Origin of the sequence: Streptomyces sp. NPDC005774 (assembly GCF_042871645.1) — a bacterium.
Taxonomy (GTDB): Bacteria; Actinomycetota; Actinomycetes; order Streptomycetales; family Streptomycetaceae; genus Streptomyces; species Streptomyces pratens.
Map to the genome: position 1 here is coordinate 1 of NZ_JBIAIV010000008.1, position 15,241 is coordinate 15,241.

The following is a 15,241-nucleotide window of genomic DNA, read 5'->3' on the forward strand; positions in this document are numbered from 1 at the left end:
CCCGGACCACGAAACGTCCCCACCTGAGCTACCAGACCCGCAGCTCAACCGACCCCGGCACCCGCCGAGTCACCCGCACCATCGTGCTCCACCAGCTCACACCCCACACGGCTTAACTCATGGCCATTGCGGGTGGCTCCGTCGCGCCCATTCCCATGTCAACTTCCACACGTAGTGGTCGAGACTCGAGAATATCTGCGACGAGACTGCCTTCCGGTAGTAGGCAGACCAACCCCGAATGATCGGCGTCAGTGCACTCAGCATTCCTGCGGCGTTGGACCCGTACAGGCCCTTCACCTCTGCACTGAGCCTTTTCCGGATTCTCTTGATGGCATCCTTGTTCCATCTCGTCTTCGGCGTGAGTGCCTTCTTCCTGTCCACACCAGCGGTCTTACGGCCCGTGCTCAGCTGGGCCACCCTCCGAACACTCGTAAGAGTGTTGGAATGGCTTCGCAGCATGAGCTTCTGGAGATTCCTGGCTTTTGGCCAGTTCCCCTCTTCCACCGCTCTGAAGATCCTCTGCCTCAGTCGCCGCACCTCTTCCTCGCGCTGATTCCAATCAATCTGGTGCCAGAGCTGGGAAGCGTCCTCGGGTCCGTTCACCAGGTCGCGCGACGCGCCTGTCATGGTTCATCGCCTCCCTGGCGTCTAACTTGTCCCTCGGTTCTGGTTTCTTCGCAGTTTCACTTCAAGGCTCACCAGACCCACGTCTGCTCCCTTTCGGGCCGGGGACGAGCCCCGTATCCGGCGGGTTATACGGGATAACCCCGCTTTCCCCTTCCCTTTCGGGGGCCGGCTTTCGCTTTTTGGGTCTTCCTGTCCAGCTGAGGGATTCCGCTTCCCTTGCGGTCGGCCTACCAGGTTCCTGGACCTCGACTGGGTTTCCACGTTCCGCACCGTCAAGATGCGCTCGGGGAGGGTACCCTCTCTGCCCCGTGACCGGTGGTACTCACAACCTGCGGCTCCGAATCCGCAGGCTCACCTGATGCTCTTCCGCATCCAGGTCATCGACCGCCACCGTTGCTTGGTACCGGGCGGCTTACATTCACGAGGCTTTACATGAGGGTTCGCTCTCGCTCACCCGTCCGAACTACCCCTCGGTCTGTAGCGCCAGATACCTTGGCGCCCTTGGGCCTTGAGTGCCCAGCTTCACACCCCACCGTTGCCAGTGACGCATGTGGACATGGGATCGGGCCTTGAGCACTGGCCCGGGGGATCGCCGCGAGTCGCGGGCCCCCACTTGCACGGTGCGACCTCGTGTCGCACGCGGTAGTTGCAGCGGAGCTGCACAGCTCAAGACCTTACGGTCATTGACCTCATCACGGCACGGAACGACGAAAGGCATATAAGACGCATTGTTTCCATGACGGAGATGTGTACGTGGTCTTTGTGGCGAAGGTATCGGCGCGGGGTGTTCGACGACGAGACGCTGACGCGCTGCGAAGAGATCATGCGCACGGTGTGCGAGGACCTCGAGGCGGAGCCGAAGAAGCCCACCGGCGGACACGATCACGTCCACCTCCTGGTGCACCATCCGCCCAAGGTCGCCGTCTCCACGCCGGTCAGCAGCCTCAAGGGCGTCTCCGCCCGCCGGACACGGCTGGGGCACCTCCCGGCCGAAGGCCGGGGGAGAGTTCACCGGACAGGTCAACCGCGCCATCATGCACGAGCACTTGTGGTCGCCCTCGTATTTCTCCGCATCGTGCGGCGGAGCGCCGTTGGCGATCGTCCGTCAGTACATCGAGCAGCAAAAAGTCCGCTTTAAGATGCACGTCAGAGCAGTCCTGAGATGCATCCATCCCCGGCGTGAACGCCGGGGACTTCTGCAAGAGTCCTGGTAACCCGTGATGCCCCCGCGACACCCGCTCCCTTACTTCTTGGCGGCCGCTACTTCTTGGCGGCCGCCCACGCGTGCTGGGCGGCCAGGTCCGTCCTGAGCTCGGCGAGCTGGACGGCGACCGCGCTCGGTGCCGTGCCACCGCGGCCGTCGCGGGAGGCGAGGGCGCCGGGAACGTTGAGGACGGTGCGCACCTCGGGGGTGAGGTGGGCGGAGATCTTCGCGAACTGCTCGTCGGTCAGCTCGTCGAGCTCCTTGCCCTCGGCCTCGGCGGTCTTGACGCACTCGCCGGCGACCTCGTGCGCGACGCGGAACGGCACGCCCTGCTTGACCAGCCACTCGGCGATGTCGGTGGCCAGCGAGAACCCGGCCGGGGCCAGCTCCTCCATGCGCTCACGGTGCACGGTGAGGGTGGCCATCATCCCGGTGAAGGCCGGCAGCAGGATCTCCAGCTGGTCGATGGAGTCGAAGACCGGCTCCTTGTCCTCCTGGAGGTCGCGGTTGTACGCGAGCGGGAGGGCCTTGAGGGTGGCCATCAGGCCGGTCAGGTTGCCGATCAGCCGGCCCGACTTGCCGCGCGCCAGCTCCGCGATGTCGGGGTTCTTCTTCTGCGGCATGATCGACGAGCCGGTGGAGAAGGCGTCGTGCAGGGTCACGAAGGAGAACTCCTTCGTGTTCCAGATGATGACCTCCTCGGCGATCCGGGAGAGGTTCACCCCGATCATCGCGGTGATGAAGGCGAACTCGGCGACGAAGTCCCTCGATGCCGTGCCGTCGATGGAGTTGGCCGCGCTGCCGTGCTCGAAGCCGAGGTCGCGGGCCACCGCCTCGGGGTCCAGGCCGAGGCTGCTGCCGGCCAGTGCGCCCGAGCCGTACGGCGAGACCGCGGTCCGCTCGTCCCACTGACGCAGCCGCTCGGCGTCCCGGGACAGCGCCTGGACGTGGGCGAGGACGTGGTGGGCGAAGAGCACCGGCTGGGCGTGCTGGAGGTGGGTGCGGCCGGGCATCGCCACGTCCGGGTGGGCCTCGGCGAGGCCCACGAGGGCGTCCTGGAGTTCGACGATCAGGCCGCCGAGCGTACGGGCGTGATCCCGCAGGTACATCCGGAACAGGGTCGCGACCTGGTCGTTCCTCGAACGTCCGGCGCGCAGTTTGCCGCCGAGGTCGGGGCCGAGGCGCTCCAGCAGGCCGCGTTCCAGGGCGGTGTGCACGTCCTCGTCGGCGATGGTGCCGGTGAACGAGCCGTCGGCGACGTCCGCCTCCAGCCGGTCGAGGCCCTCGAGCATGCGGGTGAGCTCGTCCTCGGTGAGCAGGCCCGCCCCGTGCAGCACGCGCGCGTGCGCCCGCGAACCGGCGATGTCGTAGGGCGCGAGCCGCCAGTCGAAGTGGACGGACGCGGACAGCTTGGCCAGGGCCTCGGCGGGACCGTCGGCGAAACGGCCGCCCCAGAGCCGTACGTCACCGCTGTTGCTGCTCACTTGCGTTGCTCCTCGAAGACAGGCAGGTCAGGGATGTGCCACCGCCTCCTCACTCAGGCGCAGGAGAGTGAGGAGGCGGTGTCAGAGTAGTGCGTGACGGTTCGTCGGCCGGTCAGGCCGCCGGGGTCTGTCCGGGTCGGGCGATCCGGCGGTCGGACGGTCAGGCGAGGTCGCGCTTGGCGGCGATCTTCGACGACAGGCTGTAGATGTCGATGAAGCCCTTGGCCGCCGCCTGGTCGAACGTGTCGCCGGTGTCGTAGGTGGCGAGGTTGAAGTCGTACAGGGACGACTCGGAGCGCCGGCCGGTGACGACGGCCCGCCCGCCGTGCAGGGTCATCCGGACGTCGCCGTTGACGTGCTGGTTGGCCTCGGTGATGAAGCCGTCCAGGGCGCGCTTGAGCGGGGAGAACCACTGGCCGTCGTAGACCAGTTCGCCCCAGCGCTGCTCGACCTGGCGCTTGTAGCGGGCGAGTTCGCGCTCGACGGTGACGTTCTCCAGCTCCTGGTGGGCCGTGATCAGTGCGATGGCGCCGGGAGCCTCGTACACCTCGCGGGACTTGATGCCGACGAGGCGGTCCTCGACCATGTCGATCCGGCCGACGCCCTGGGCGCCCGCGCGCTCGTTGAGCTGCTGGATGGCCTGGAGGACGGTGACGGGCTTGCCGTCGACGGCGACCGGCACGCCCTCCTTGAAGGTGATGACGACCTCGTCGGCCTCGCGCGCCACGGCGGGGTTCTGCGTGTACTCGTAGACGTCCTCGATCGGCGCGTTCCAGATGTCCTCGAGGAAGCCTGTCTCGACGGCGCGGCCGAACACGTTCTGGTCGATGGAGTACGGCGACTTCTTCGTGGTCGCGATCGGCAGGCCCTTGGCCTCGCAGAAGGCGATGGCCTTGTCGCGGGTCATGGCGTAGTCGCGGACCGGGGCGATGCACTTCAGATCGGGGGCGAGGGCGACGATGCCGGCCTCGAAGCGGACCTGGTCGTTGCCCTTGCCGGTACAGCCGTGGGCGACGGTGGTGGCGCCGTGCTTCTGCGCGGCGGCGACGAGGTGCTTGACGATCGTCGGCCGGGACAGTGCGGAGACCAGCGGGTAGCGGTCCATGTAGAGGGCGTTGGCCTTGATCGCCGGGAGGCAGTACTCGTCGGCGAATTCGTCCTTGGCGTCCGCGACCTCGGCCTCGACGGCACCGCAGGCGAGCGCGCGCTTGCGGATGACGTCCAGGTCCTCGCCGCCCTGGCCGACGTCGACCGCAACGGCGATGACCTCGGCGCCCGTCTCCTCGGCGATCCAGCCGATGGCGACGGAGGTGTCCAGACCGCCCGAATAGGCGAGTACGACGCGCTCGGTCACGGGATTCTCCTTACAGTGCATTCGCTGATATGCATGAGTATGCAGGAGGATGCATGATTCGTCAATCCGGCTCCGTTCCGGAGGGTCCGACTCCCCTCGGAAGGGTCGATTCGGCACGGAGTGTGCGGAGTGTGCGGAGCCCTCCGCGCGGAGGGTGCGGAAACCGGGGCCGATTCGGCGGGTGGTTGAACGCGGGTAACCGCTTTCCCGTATCTCCCGCTGGACGCAGGCGCCGCGTCGGCACATCCGGGCCCTCCCCCACGGGCTCGCCCCCACGCACCCCGAGCCACCCCCGACCCGAGTGAGGCATTCCCATGTCCAGGGCCCTTCCGAAGTACAACAAGCGTCGCGTCGGCTTCATCGGCGGCGCTGCCGCGGTGGCGCTGTCCGGTGCGGTGATCGCCGGATCCGCCCTCGCCGGCGAGTCGTCCGACGGCAACGACACGAACGCCCGGACGCTCGCGGGACCCGGCACGATCAGCTGCCCCGCCGTCGCGCCGGAGCTTCCCGCGATCCCCGCCTCCGCTCAGGCCGAGGTCGACCGCAACCTCGGCCAACTCGACACCCAGATCACCGAAGCCAACCAGCGACTCGTCGACACCGTCGGCCAGGGCGGACCCAACTTCGTCCAGAACGCCATCCTCGGCCCCCTGGAGGACAAGCGCGTGGCCGCCATCAACCGCATCGCCACCGCCATCGGCCGCACCGCCGAACGCCCCGCCGGACTCGACTCCCTGGCCGCCTGCACGCTCGACGCGGAAGGCGCGGCGGAGGCGGGCGGGGAGGCCGGCGGCGACGACGGCGGGGAAGCCGCCACCCCACCTGCCGACGACGCCGGCCAAGGGGCGGACCAGGGCGACGCGGGCCAGGAGGGCGGCAACGGCGCGGACGACGCCGGGAACGCAGGCGCGGGCACGATCAGCTGCCCCGCCGTCGCGCCGGAGCTTCCCGCGATCCCCGCCTCCGCCCAGGCCGAGGTCGACCGCAACCTCGGCCAACTCGACACCCAGATCGCCGAAGCCAACCAGCGACTCGTCGACACCGTCGGCCAGGGCGGACCCAACTTCGTCCAGAACGCCATCCTCGGCCCCCTGGAGGACAAGCGCGTGGCCGCCATCAACCGCATCGCCACCGCCATCGGCCGCACCGCCGAACGCCCCGCCGGACTCGACTCCCTGGCCGCCTGCACGCTCACGAAGTGACGTGACAGGCGCCGTGGCCGCCCCGCGACACGCCGGCCGGGGCGGCCACGGGCGGGTCCCCGGCTCTGCCCGGAACCCGCGTCGGCCGCCGAAATCCTTAGACAGACAAACGAACTGTGTTCATACTCGGTGACCATGGGAAAAACCTATGAGCGCATAGACGGCCGCCTGCGTACATTCATCGAGGCGCAGCCGGTCTTCTTCACCGCCACCGCGCCCTTGTCCGCCGACGGCACGGTCAACCTCTCACCCAAGGGCCTCAAGGGGTCCTTCGCGGTCCTCGACGAACTCACCGTGGCCTACCTCGACTTCGCCGGTTCCACCGCCGAGACCATCGCCCATCTGCGGGAGAACGGCCGCATCACCCTGATGTGGTGCGCCTTCCAGGGGCCGCCCAACATCGTGCGCGTGCACGGCCGCGGGGAGCCCGTCTTCCGGGACGACCCGCGCTTTGTGGAGCTGCTCGTCCGCTTCCCCGGCATCGACCCGACGGCCCACGGCCTGCGCGCGATCGTCGTGGTGACCGCCGACCTCATCCGCGACACCTGCGGCTACGCCGTCCCCTTCATGGCGTACGAGGCGGACCGCGACCTGCACGGGAAGCGGTTCGCGCGCGAGGACGACGCCTCGCTGGACGCGTACTTCACCAAGAAGGAACACGTCGCGACGAGCCTCGACGGCCTCCCCGGGCTGCCCCTGCCACTGCCCCCGTCGCCGGAGCCGGAGCCGGAGCCGGAGCTTCCGGCGCCCCGGAAGACCGCGGCCACGGACGCGTCTTAGGCCTGCTGCGAAAGTCCGTCCCGCCTCCGGGTATCGCTGAACGCTCCCGGGTCACGGCACGTATGTGTGGGTCAAGGGCCAAGTCCCACGGAGGAACCGTGACCACCACGCTCGCAGGCGGACGTGCCGCCCGCCGCCAGACGATGCGCCGCATCCGTCCGCGCCGCTCCCCAGCCGTGCCCCTGCTGCTCGCCGTGGGGGCGGGCGCGGTGGCCGTGCTGTGGTTGTGGTGGAACAACACACCGTCCATCTCGGACACCACCGGCAGGATCATCGCCGCGGGCCGTATCACCGGCCTCCTGGCCGGCTATCTGATGGCCCTCGTGGTGCTGCAGATGGCCCGGGTGCCCGCACTGGAACGCCGGGTGGGCTCGGACCGGGTCGCCCGCTGGCACGCGATGAGCGGCCGCTACACCGTCAGCCTGGTCATCGCCCATGTCTTCCTCATCATGTGGGGCTACGCCCTCCAGGCGGGCAAGACCCTCGGCGACATCGTCCAGCAGACGATCACCTCGGTCGATCAGCTGCCGGACATGGGCAAGGCCGCCATCGGAACGGGTCTGCTGTTCCTGATCGCCTTCCTCTCGATCGGCCCGGTCCGCCGCAGGCTGCCGTACGACAGCTGGTACCACGTGCACCTGCTGACGTACGCGGCGATGTACCTGACGTTCTGGCACCAGATCACCACCGGCAACGAGTTCGCCGTGCAGCCGTCCGCGAAGACCTTCTGGTACGGGCTCTACGGAGTCGTCACCGCGCTGGTCCTCTGGTACCGGGTGCTCACCCCGATCCGGCTGAACCTGCGTCACAGGATGCGGGTCGAGGCGGTCATCGAGGAGACGCCGGGCATCGTGTCGGTGCTGATCGGCGGGCGCAAGCTGCACCGGATCGGCGCCGAGGCGGGGCAGTTCTTCCGCTGGCGGTTCCTGGCACCGGGGATGCGGTTCAGTTCCCACCCGTACTCGCTGTCGGCGGCGCCCCGTCCCGACATGCTGCGGATCACGGTGAAGGCGATCGGCGACCACACCTCCCGGCTGCGCGAGCTGGAGCCCGGCACCCGGGTGTGGGCGGAGGGCCCCTACGGGGCGCTGACCGCCCAGCGCCGCAGCCGCGGCAAGGTGCTGCTGGTCGCCGGTGGCGTGGGCATCACGCCGATGCGGGCCCTGTTCGAGACGCTGCCCGGCGCCTCCGGCGACATCACCCTGCTCTACCGGGCCAACACCACGCACGACCTGGCCCTGTGGAACGAGCTGGCCAAGATCGCCGACGAGCGCGGCGCCCGTCTGATGTACGCGGTGAACAGCCCCGACGGGGAGCGCCCCGACATCTCCGCGGACAGTCTGCGCCGCAAGATCCCCGACATCGACGACCACGACGTCTTCATGTGCGGCCCGCCCGGGTTCGCCCAGTCGGTCTACGACGCACTGCGCGGCGCCGGGGTCCCCGCCCGCCGTATCCACCACGAGTCGTTCGAGATGTGAGCGACGGGTCATCCATACCCATCAGGAGCTTGAGAAGCGATGAGGAAGAGTCACCCCGTCAGGCGTGCCGTGCTGGCCACCGCCGCCACCGTCTCCGGGATCGTGCTGCTGCTGACGCTGAAGCCCGGTTCCGACCAGGGCTCGGCGGACGCGGCCGGCGGCACGGTCCCGCCCGCGGCCGCGCAGTCCCCGCAGGGCGGCACCCAGGCCATCGCGAACGGCACCGTCACCGGTGACGCGGCCGACACCCAGTACGGCGCGGTACAAGTACGCCTGACCGTGAGCGGCGGGAAGATCACCAAGGCCGAGGCCGTCCAGTCCCCCAAGGGCGGCCAGAGCGACCAGATCAACGCCAACGCCGTACCCAGGCTCAACCAGGCCGCGGTCGCCGCGCAGAGCGGCGAGATCGACGCGGTGTCCGGCGCGACGTACACCAGCGCCGGCTACAAGAAGTCCCTGCAGTCCGCACTGGACAAGGCGAAGGCCGCCGGAGCGGCCGAGAACGGGAACGGGCAGGGCGGCGCGGGGAGCGCGCAGGCCCTCGGCGACGGCACCGTCACCGGTGACGCGGCCGACACCCAGTACGGCGCGGTACAAGTACGCCTGACCGTGAGCGGCGGGAAGATCACCAAGGCCGAGGCCGTCCAGTCCCCCAAGGGCGGCCAGAGCGACCAGATCAACGCCAACGCCGTACCCAGGCTCAACCAGGCCGCGGTCGCGGCCGGCGGCGCGGACGTCGACGCGGTGTCCGGCGCGACGTACACCAGCGCCGGCTACAAGAAGTCCCTGCAGTCCGCACTGGACAAGGCGAAGGCCGCCGGAGCGGCCGAAGCCGCCGAGAGCGGTGGCGGCTCCGCCGCGGACGCGTCCGCCGGCAGCGGTTCCGCCGGTGACGGTTCCGCCGGGAGCGGGCAGGACGGAGCCGGGGGGAACGCCCCGGCCGCCCTCAAGGACGGCGCCGTCACAGGTGACGCGGTGCAGACGGAGTACGGAGCCGTGCAGGTCCGGATCACCGTCGAGGGCGGGAAGATCACCAAGGCCGTGGCCGTGCAGGCGCCCAAGGGCGGCCAGAGCGACCGGGTCACCAACCAGTCCGTCCCGAGGCTCAACCAGGCCGTCGTGAAGTCCGGCGGCGCGGACGTCGACGCCGTGTCGGGCGCCACGTACACCAGCGCCGGGTACAAGAAGTCGCTGCAGTCCGCACTGGACAAGGCCGGTGGCTGAGACGGTGGCCGAGTCCGCACAGGCTCCCGCCGCGGTGCGTCGTACGGAGGAGACGATGGGTACCGTCTTCTCCTTCGACGTCCGCGGCGGGCAACCCGCCGCTGTGCACGCGGCGTTGGAGGACGCGGCCGCCGGACTGCGCCGCGTCGACGAGGTGTTCAGCACCTACCGGGACGACTCGCAGATCTCGCGGCTCGCGCGCGGCGAGCTGACGGTCGGGGAGTGCGACCCCGAGGTCGCCGAGGTGCTGGAGCTGGCCGCGGAGGCGGAACGGGTGAGCGACGGCTGGTTCAGCACCCGCTACCGGGGCGGGCTCGACCCGACCGGCATCGTCAAGGGCTGGGCCACCGAGCGGGCCGCACGACGGCTCGCGGAGGCCGGGGCGGTCGGCGTGAGTCTCAACGGCGGCGGTGACGTGCAGTTGCTGGGGACGCCGGGCGCCGGGCGGCCGTGGCGGGTGGGCGTGTCGGACCCGCTCCGTCCGGGCGGCCTGGCGGCCGTCGTCTCCGCCGCCGGGACCGACGAGCTGGCCGTCGCCACCTCGGGCACCGCCGAGCGCGGCGATCACATCGTCGATCCGCGCACCGGCCGCTCCGCCGTGACCGACCTGGTCGCGGTGACGGTGGTGGCGCCCCGGCTGACCTGGGCCGACTGCTGGGCCACGGCCGCCTTCGCGATGGGGTCCCGGGAGGGGCTCGCATGGCTGGAGACGCTGCCGGACGTGGAGGCGCTGCTGATCACCGCGGGCGACGAGGTGCGCTGCACGGGGGGCCTGGCGTCCCGGCTGGGGTGATTCCCGACCGGTGCCGGGGGACGCCGAGGCCGTCCGCACGGGGGCCGCGGGCAGCCGCGCGGCCCCTTTCAGTTCCCGTTCTGCTCAGTTCCCGTTCTGCTCAGTTCCCGTTCTGCTCAGTTCCCGTTCTGCGCCAGTCGCAGCATGTGCTCGGCCAGGGCCTGCCCGCCCGCCGGGTCGCGGCTGATCAGCATGAGGGTGTCGTCGCCGGCGATGGTCCCCAGGATGTCGTGCAGTTCGGCCTGGTCGATCGCCGAGGCCAGGAACTGGGCGGCGCCGGGCGGGGTGCGCAGGACGACGAGATTGGCGGACGCCTCCGCGGAGATCAGCAGTTCCTGGGAGAGCCGCCGCATCCGCTCCTCCTTGGCGGACTCCCCCAGCGGTGCGCGCGGGGTGCGGAAGCCGCCCTCGCTCGGCACCGCGTAGATGAGGTCGCCGTCGGTGTCACGGATCTTCACTGCGTTCAGCTCGTCCAGGTCCCGGGAGAGCGTCGCCTGGGTGACGGTCAGTCCGTGGTCGGCGAGCAGCTTCGCCAACTGGCTCTGGGAGCGCACTGGTTGTCGGTTGAGGATGTCCACGATCCGGCGGTGGCGCGCGGTGCGGGTCTGCGGTACGGCAGGCCCGGCAGGCTGTCCGTGGTCCTGATCGTGGCTCATCGTCATCGTCGTCTCATTCTCCGGTTGTCCTCTGGGGCGTTCTTCGGCTTGTGGTGCGGTGCTCGCCCCGGTGCGTGGTCCGGCTCACCGTCCGGCTCGTCCTTCCCCGTCCGCCGCCCGGCCGACCGCGTCCAGGATGCCGGGCAGCGCCCCGAGGAAGGCGTCCACCGCGTCGTCCCCGAGGATCAGCGGCGGCATGAGCCGTACGACGTCGGGGGCGGGCGCGTTCACCAGGAAACCGGCGTCCTGAGCCGCCTGTTGCGCCTGGGGCGCGAGCGGTTCGGTGAGCACGATACCCAGGAGGAGGCCGGCGCCCCGGACATGGCTGATCAGCGGGTTGCCGAGGGCCTCGATCCCGTCGCGGAGTCGCTCGCCCTGCCGCTTGACGTTCTCGAGCAGTCCTTCGCTCTCGATGGTGTTGAGGACGGCGAGCCCGGCGGCGCAGGCGACCGGGTTGCCCCCGAAGGTCGTGCCGTGCTGGCCGGGGTGCAGCAGGTCCGCGGCGCGGCCGAAGGCGACGGTCGCGCCGATCGGCAGCCCGCCGCCGAGTCCCTTGGCGAGGGTGACGACGTCGGGCAGGACGCCTTCGTGGGCCTGGTACTCGAACCAGTTGCCGGTGCGGCCGATGCCGGTCTGCACCTCGTCCAGGACGAGCAGCGCGCCCGTGGCGGCCGTGATGGCGCGGGCGGCCTTCAGATAGCCGGGCGGGGGGACCACGACCCCGTTCTCGCCCTGGATCGGCTCGATGACGACCAGCGCCGTGTCCGCGGTGACCGCGGCGGCCAGGGCCTGCGCGTCACCGTAGGGGACGTGGGTGACGTCCCCGGGCAGCGGTGCGAACGGCTCCCGCTTGCCCGGCTGGCCGGTCAGCGCGAGGGCGCCCATGGTGCGGCCGTGGAAGCCGCCGTCGGTGGCGACCATGTGGGCCCGGCCGGTCAGCCGTCCGATCTTGAACGCGGCTTCGTTGGCCTCCGCGCCCGAGTTGCAGAAGTACACCCGGCCGTCACGGCCGAAGAGCCGCAGGAGCCGTTCGGCGAGCGCGACGGGCGGCTCGGCGACGTACAGGTTGGAGACGTGACCCAGGGAGGCGATCTGCCGGCTGACGGCCTCGACGACGGCAGGGTGGGCGTGGCCGAGTGCGTTGACGGCGATCCCGCCGACGAAGTCGGTGTATTCCTTGCCGTCGGCGTCGCGGACGGTGGTACCCGCGCCGCTGACCAGGGACAGCTTCGGCGTGCCGTAGTTGTTCATGAGCGCGCCCTGCCACCGCGCGCTCAGCTCCTCGTTGCTCACGATTCCCCCTGTGCGTGCGGTGTCTCGTCCTGTGCGGGTCCGGCCACGGTGTCCTCGTCGGGGACGACCATGGTGCCGATGCCTTCGTCGGTGAAGATCTCCAGCAGGATCGAGTGCTGGACCCGGCCGTCGATGACGCGGGCGGTGGTCACTCCGTTGCGCACGGCGTGCAGGCAGCCCTCCATCTTCGGCACCATGCCCGAGGACAGCTCCGGCAGGAGCTTCTCGAGCTGGGACGCGGTGAGACGGCTGATCACCTCGTCGGAGTTCGGCCAGTCCTCGTAGAGCCCCTCGACGTCGGTGAGGACCATGAGGGTCTCGGCGTCCAGAGCAGCAGCGAGTGCCGCAGCCGCCGTATCAGCATTGACGTTGTAGACATGGTGGTCGTCCTGGGAACGGGCGATCGACGAGACGACCGGGATACGGCCGTCGGCCAGCAGGGCCTCGATGGCCCCGGTGTCGATCTCGGTGATCTCCCCGACCCGTCCGATGTCGACGAACTCCCCGTCGATCTCGGGCCGGTGCCGGGTCGCGGTGATGGTGTGCGCGTCCTCGCCGGTGAGGCCGACGGCGAAGGGCCCGTGCCGGTTGAGCAGCCCGACCAGTTCGCGCTGCACCTGTCCGGCCAGCACCATCCGTACGACGTCCATGGCGTCCTCGGTGGTCACCCTGAGGCCGGCCTTGAACTCGCTGACGATGCCGTGCCGGTCGAGCGCGGCGCTGATCTGCGGGCCGCCGCCGTGCACGACGACCGGCTTGAGGCCGGCGTGCCGCAGGAAGACCACGTCCTGGGCGAAGGCGTTCTTCAGTTCCTCGTCCACCATGGCGTTGCCGCCGAACTTGATGACGACGGTCTTCCCGTGGTGCCGGGTCAGCCAGGGCAGCGCCTCGATGAGGATCTGCGCCTTGGGCAGGGCGGTGTGCTTGCGGGTGGCGCTCACGACGAGTACGCGCTGTTCTCGTGGACGTAGTCGGCGGTGAGGTCGTTGGTCCAGATGGTGGCGGTCGCGTCCCCGGCGCCCAGGTCGGCGACGATGTGGACCTCGCGGTAGCGCATGTCGACCTTGTCGCGGTCCTCGCCGACGCCGCCGTTCTTGCACACCCAGACGCCGTTGATGGCGACGTCGAGCGCGTCGGGCTCGAAGGCGGCCTTCGTCGTGCCGATCGCGGAGAGCACCCGGCCCCAGTTGGGGTCCTCGCCGTGGATGGCGCACTTGAGGAGGTTGTTGCGGGCGATGGAGCGGCCCACCTCGACGGCGTCGTCCTCGGTCGCGGCGCCCACCACCTCGACCTTGATGTCCTTGCTGGCGCCCTCGGCGTCACGGATGAGCTGCTGGCCGAGGTCGTCGCAGACGGCGCGTACGGCCTCGGCGAACTCCTCGTACCCGGGGGTGACGCCGGCGGCGCCGGAGGCGAGCAGCAGCACGGTGTCGTTGGTGGACATGCAGCCGTCGGAGTCGACGCGGTCGAAGGTGACCCGGGTCGCGGCGCGCAGGGCCCGGTCCAGTGCCCCGGCCTCGACGTCGGCGTCGGTGGTGAGGACGACCAGCATGGTGGCGAGGCCGGGGGCGAGCATGCCGGCGCCCTTGGCCATGCCGCCGACGGTCCAACCCTCCCTGGTCACGACGGACGTCTTGTGCACGCTGTCCGTGGTCTTGATGGCGATGGCGGCCTTCTCACCGCCGTGCTCGGACAGCCGGCCCGCGGCCGTCCCGACTCCCGGGAGCAGCTTGTCCATGGGGAGGGTGACGCCGATGAGCCCGGTGGAGCAGACGGCGATCTCGCCCGCGCCGGCCCCGAGCACCTCGGCGGCCTTCTCCGCGGTGGCGTGGGTGTCCTGGAAGCCCTTCGGCCCCGTACAGGCGTTGGCACCGCCGGAGTTGAGGACGACGGCGGCGACCTGGCCGCTCTTCAGTACCTGCTCGGACCAGAGCACGGGTGCGGCCTTGACGCGGTTGGAGGTGAAGACGCCCGCGGCGGCGCGGCGCGGTCCGTTGTTGACCACGAGGGCCAGGTCCGGGTTGCCGTTCTCCTTGATCCCGGCGGCGATGCCCGCCGCCGTGAATCCCTTTGCTGCCGTCACACTCACGGCGCGACTCCGATCGTCGTCAGTCCGGTGGACTCGTCGAGCCCGAGGGCGATGTTCATGCTCTGCAGAGCGCCGCCCGCGGTGCCCTTGGTGAGGTTGTCGATGGCGCTGATCGCGATGATCCGCCCCGCGGCCCCGTCGTACGCGACCTGGATCTGAACGGCGTTGGAACCGTAAACGGACGCCGTCGCGGGCCACTGGCCCTCGGGGAGGAGGCGGACGAAGGGTTCGTCGGCGAACGCCTTCTCGTAGGCGGTCCGGACGGACTCGGCGGTGACGCCGGGCCGGGCCTTCGCGGTGCAGGTGGCCAGGATGCCGCGGGGCATCGGCGCGAGTGTCGGCGTGAAGGAGACGGAGACCCGCTCCCCCGCCGCCGCGCTGAGGTTCTGGATCATCTCGGGGGTGTGCCGGTGGCCGCCGCCGACGCCGTACGGCGACATCGACCCCATGACCTCACTGCCCAGCAGGTGCGGTTTGGCCGCCTTGCCCGCGCCGGAGGTGCCGGAGGCGGCGACGATCACCGCCTCGGCCTCGGCGAGGCCCGCCGCGTACGCGGGGAACAGGGCGAGCGAGACGGCGGTCGGGTAGCAACCGGGCACCGCGATGCGCTTGGACCCCTCCAGCGCGGCGCGGCCACCCGGCAGTTCGGGCAGGCCGTAGGGCCAGGTGCCGGCGTGCGGGGAGCCGTAGAACTTCTCCCAGTCGACGGCGTCGGCGAGCCGGTGGTCGGCGCCCATGTCGACGACGAGCACCTCCGGACCGAGCTGCTCGGCGACGGCGGCGGACTGCCCGTGCGGCAGCGCGAGGAAGACCACGTCATGCCGCCGGCCCTGCCCGGCGAGCACCTCGGCGGTGGTCGGCTCCAGCACCCGCTCGGCGAGCGGCACCAGATGCGGCTGCAGGCTCCCGAGCCGCTGCCCGGCATTGGAGTTCCCGGTCAGCGCACCGATCTCCACCCCCGGGTGCGCGAGCAGCAGCCTCAGGAGCTCCCCGCCCGCATATCCACTGGCCCCGGCCACAGCTACTCGTACGCTCACGGAAACCTCCTCCTCGA

The 15,241-nt window shown here is 70.3% G+C and carries 13 protein-coding genes and 1 pseudogene; 6 read left to right on the forward strand and 8 right to left on the reverse strand.

Annotation, left to right across the window (positions count from 1 at the left end):
- Positions 1 to 117: 117 nt before the first annotated feature.
- Complete coding sequence (locus ACFYQA_RS09840; protein WP_388914124.1) at positions 118 to 627, reverse strand: reverse transcriptase N-terminal domain-containing protein; 510 nt, start codon at positions 625 to 627, stop codon at positions 118 to 120.
- Positions 628 to 1,374: 747 nt separating this feature from the next.
- Between ACFYQA_RS09840 and tnpA the strand changes: the two are divergent.
- Positions 1,375 to 1,754, forward strand: a pseudogene (gene tnpA / locus ACFYQA_RS09845) (IS200/IS605 family transposase); the annotation flags it as partial.
- A 133-nt stretch (positions 1,755 to 1,887) separates the two neighbouring features.
- Here tnpA and argH read toward each other — a convergent pair.
- Both argH and ACFYQA_RS09855 read right to left on the reverse strand, forming a co-directional pair.
- A complete protein-coding gene (argH, locus tag ACFYQA_RS09850; RefSeq protein ID WP_388914127.1) occupies positions 1,888 to 3,315 on the reverse strand; it encodes an argininosuccinate lyase in 1,428 nt (475 codons plus the stop codon).
- Between the two features lie 160 nt (positions 3,316 to 3,475).
- Positions 3,476 to 4,669 carry an argininosuccinate synthase gene (locus tag ACFYQA_RS09855; protein ID WP_388914130.1) on the reverse strand — a complete coding sequence of 398 codons (1,194 nt, stop codon included), beginning with the start codon at positions 4,667 to 4,669 and terminating at the stop codon, positions 3,476 to 3,478.
- Positions 4,670 to 4,983: 314 nt separating this feature from the next.
- Here ACFYQA_RS09855 and ACFYQA_RS09860 point away from each other — a divergent pair, with 314 nt between their 5' ends.
- The 5 genes from ACFYQA_RS09860 (at position 4,984) to ACFYQA_RS09880 (ending at position 10,149) form a co-directional block, all read left to right on the forward strand.
- On the forward strand, positions 4,984 to 5,871 hold the full coding sequence (locus tag ACFYQA_RS09860) for a hypothetical protein (protein WP_388914133.1): 888 nt from the start codon (positions 4,984 to 4,986) through the stop codon (positions 5,869 to 5,871).
- Between the two features lie 135 nt (positions 5,872 to 6,006).
- Positions 6,007 to 6,651 (forward strand): pyridoxamine 5'-phosphate oxidase family protein, encoded by a 645-nt coding sequence (locus tag ACFYQA_RS09865; RefSeq protein WP_388914136.1) that lies wholly within the window; start codon positions 6,007 to 6,009, stop codon positions 6,649 to 6,651.
- Between the two features lie 98 nt (positions 6,652 to 6,749).
- Complete coding sequence (locus ACFYQA_RS09870) at positions 6,750 to 8,132, forward strand: ferric reductase-like transmembrane domain-containing protein (RefSeq protein WP_388914139.1); 1,383 nt, start codon at positions 6,750 to 6,752, stop codon at positions 8,130 to 8,132.
- A 39-nt stretch (positions 8,133 to 8,171) separates the two neighbouring features.
- Positions 8,172 to 9,356, forward strand: a complete 1,185-nt coding sequence (locus tag ACFYQA_RS09875; RefSeq protein WP_388914142.1) for an FMN-binding protein — start codon at positions 8,172 to 8,174, stop codon at positions 9,354 to 9,356.
- Positions 9,357 to 9,411: 55 nt separating this feature from the next.
- Complete coding sequence (locus ACFYQA_RS09880) at positions 9,412 to 10,149, forward strand: FAD:protein FMN transferase (protein WP_388914616.1); 738 nt, start codon at positions 9,412 to 9,414, stop codon at positions 10,147 to 10,149.
- A 116-nt stretch (positions 10,150 to 10,265) separates the two neighbouring features.
- Here ACFYQA_RS09880 and ACFYQA_RS09885 read toward each other — a convergent pair whose 3' ends face one another.
- The 5 genes from ACFYQA_RS09885 to argC all read right to left on the reverse strand — a co-directional run bounded on the left by ACFYQA_RS09885 (position 10,266) and on the right by argC (position 15,224).
- Positions 10,266 to 10,805, reverse strand: coding sequence for an arginine repressor (locus tag ACFYQA_RS09885; RefSeq protein WP_388914145.1), 540 nt, complete (start codon positions 10,803 to 10,805; stop codon positions 10,266 to 10,268).
- Between the two features lie 84 nt (positions 10,806 to 10,889).
- Positions 10,890 to 12,098, reverse strand: coding sequence for an acetylornithine transaminase (locus ACFYQA_RS09890; RefSeq protein ID WP_388914148.1), 1,209 nt, complete (start codon positions 12,096 to 12,098; stop codon positions 10,890 to 10,892).
- Positions 12,095 to 13,039: an acetylglutamate kinase gene (gene argB / locus ACFYQA_RS09895; RefSeq protein WP_388914151.1), complete on the reverse strand. Its 945-nt coding sequence runs from the start codon at positions 13,037 to 13,039 to the stop codon at positions 12,095 to 12,097. Before argB ends, ACFYQA_RS09890 begins: the two co-directional genes overlap by 4 nt.
- Positions 13,036 to 14,187 carry a bifunctional glutamate N-acetyltransferase/amino-acid acetyltransferase ArgJ gene (argJ, locus tag ACFYQA_RS09900; RefSeq protein ID WP_388914154.1) on the reverse strand — a complete coding sequence of 384 codons (1,152 nt, stop codon included), beginning with the start codon at positions 14,185 to 14,187 and terminating at the stop codon, positions 13,036 to 13,038. Before argJ ends, argB begins: the two co-directional genes overlap by 4 nt.
- The gene (gene argC / locus ACFYQA_RS09905) at positions 14,184 to 15,224 is read right to left on the reverse strand and encodes an N-acetyl-gamma-glutamyl-phosphate reductase (protein ID WP_388914157.1); all 1,041 of its coding nucleotides are present in this window, start codon (positions 15,222 to 15,224) and stop codon (positions 14,184 to 14,186) included. Before argC ends, argJ begins: the two co-directional genes overlap by 4 nt.
- Positions 15,225 to 15,241 lie beyond the last annotated feature (17 nt).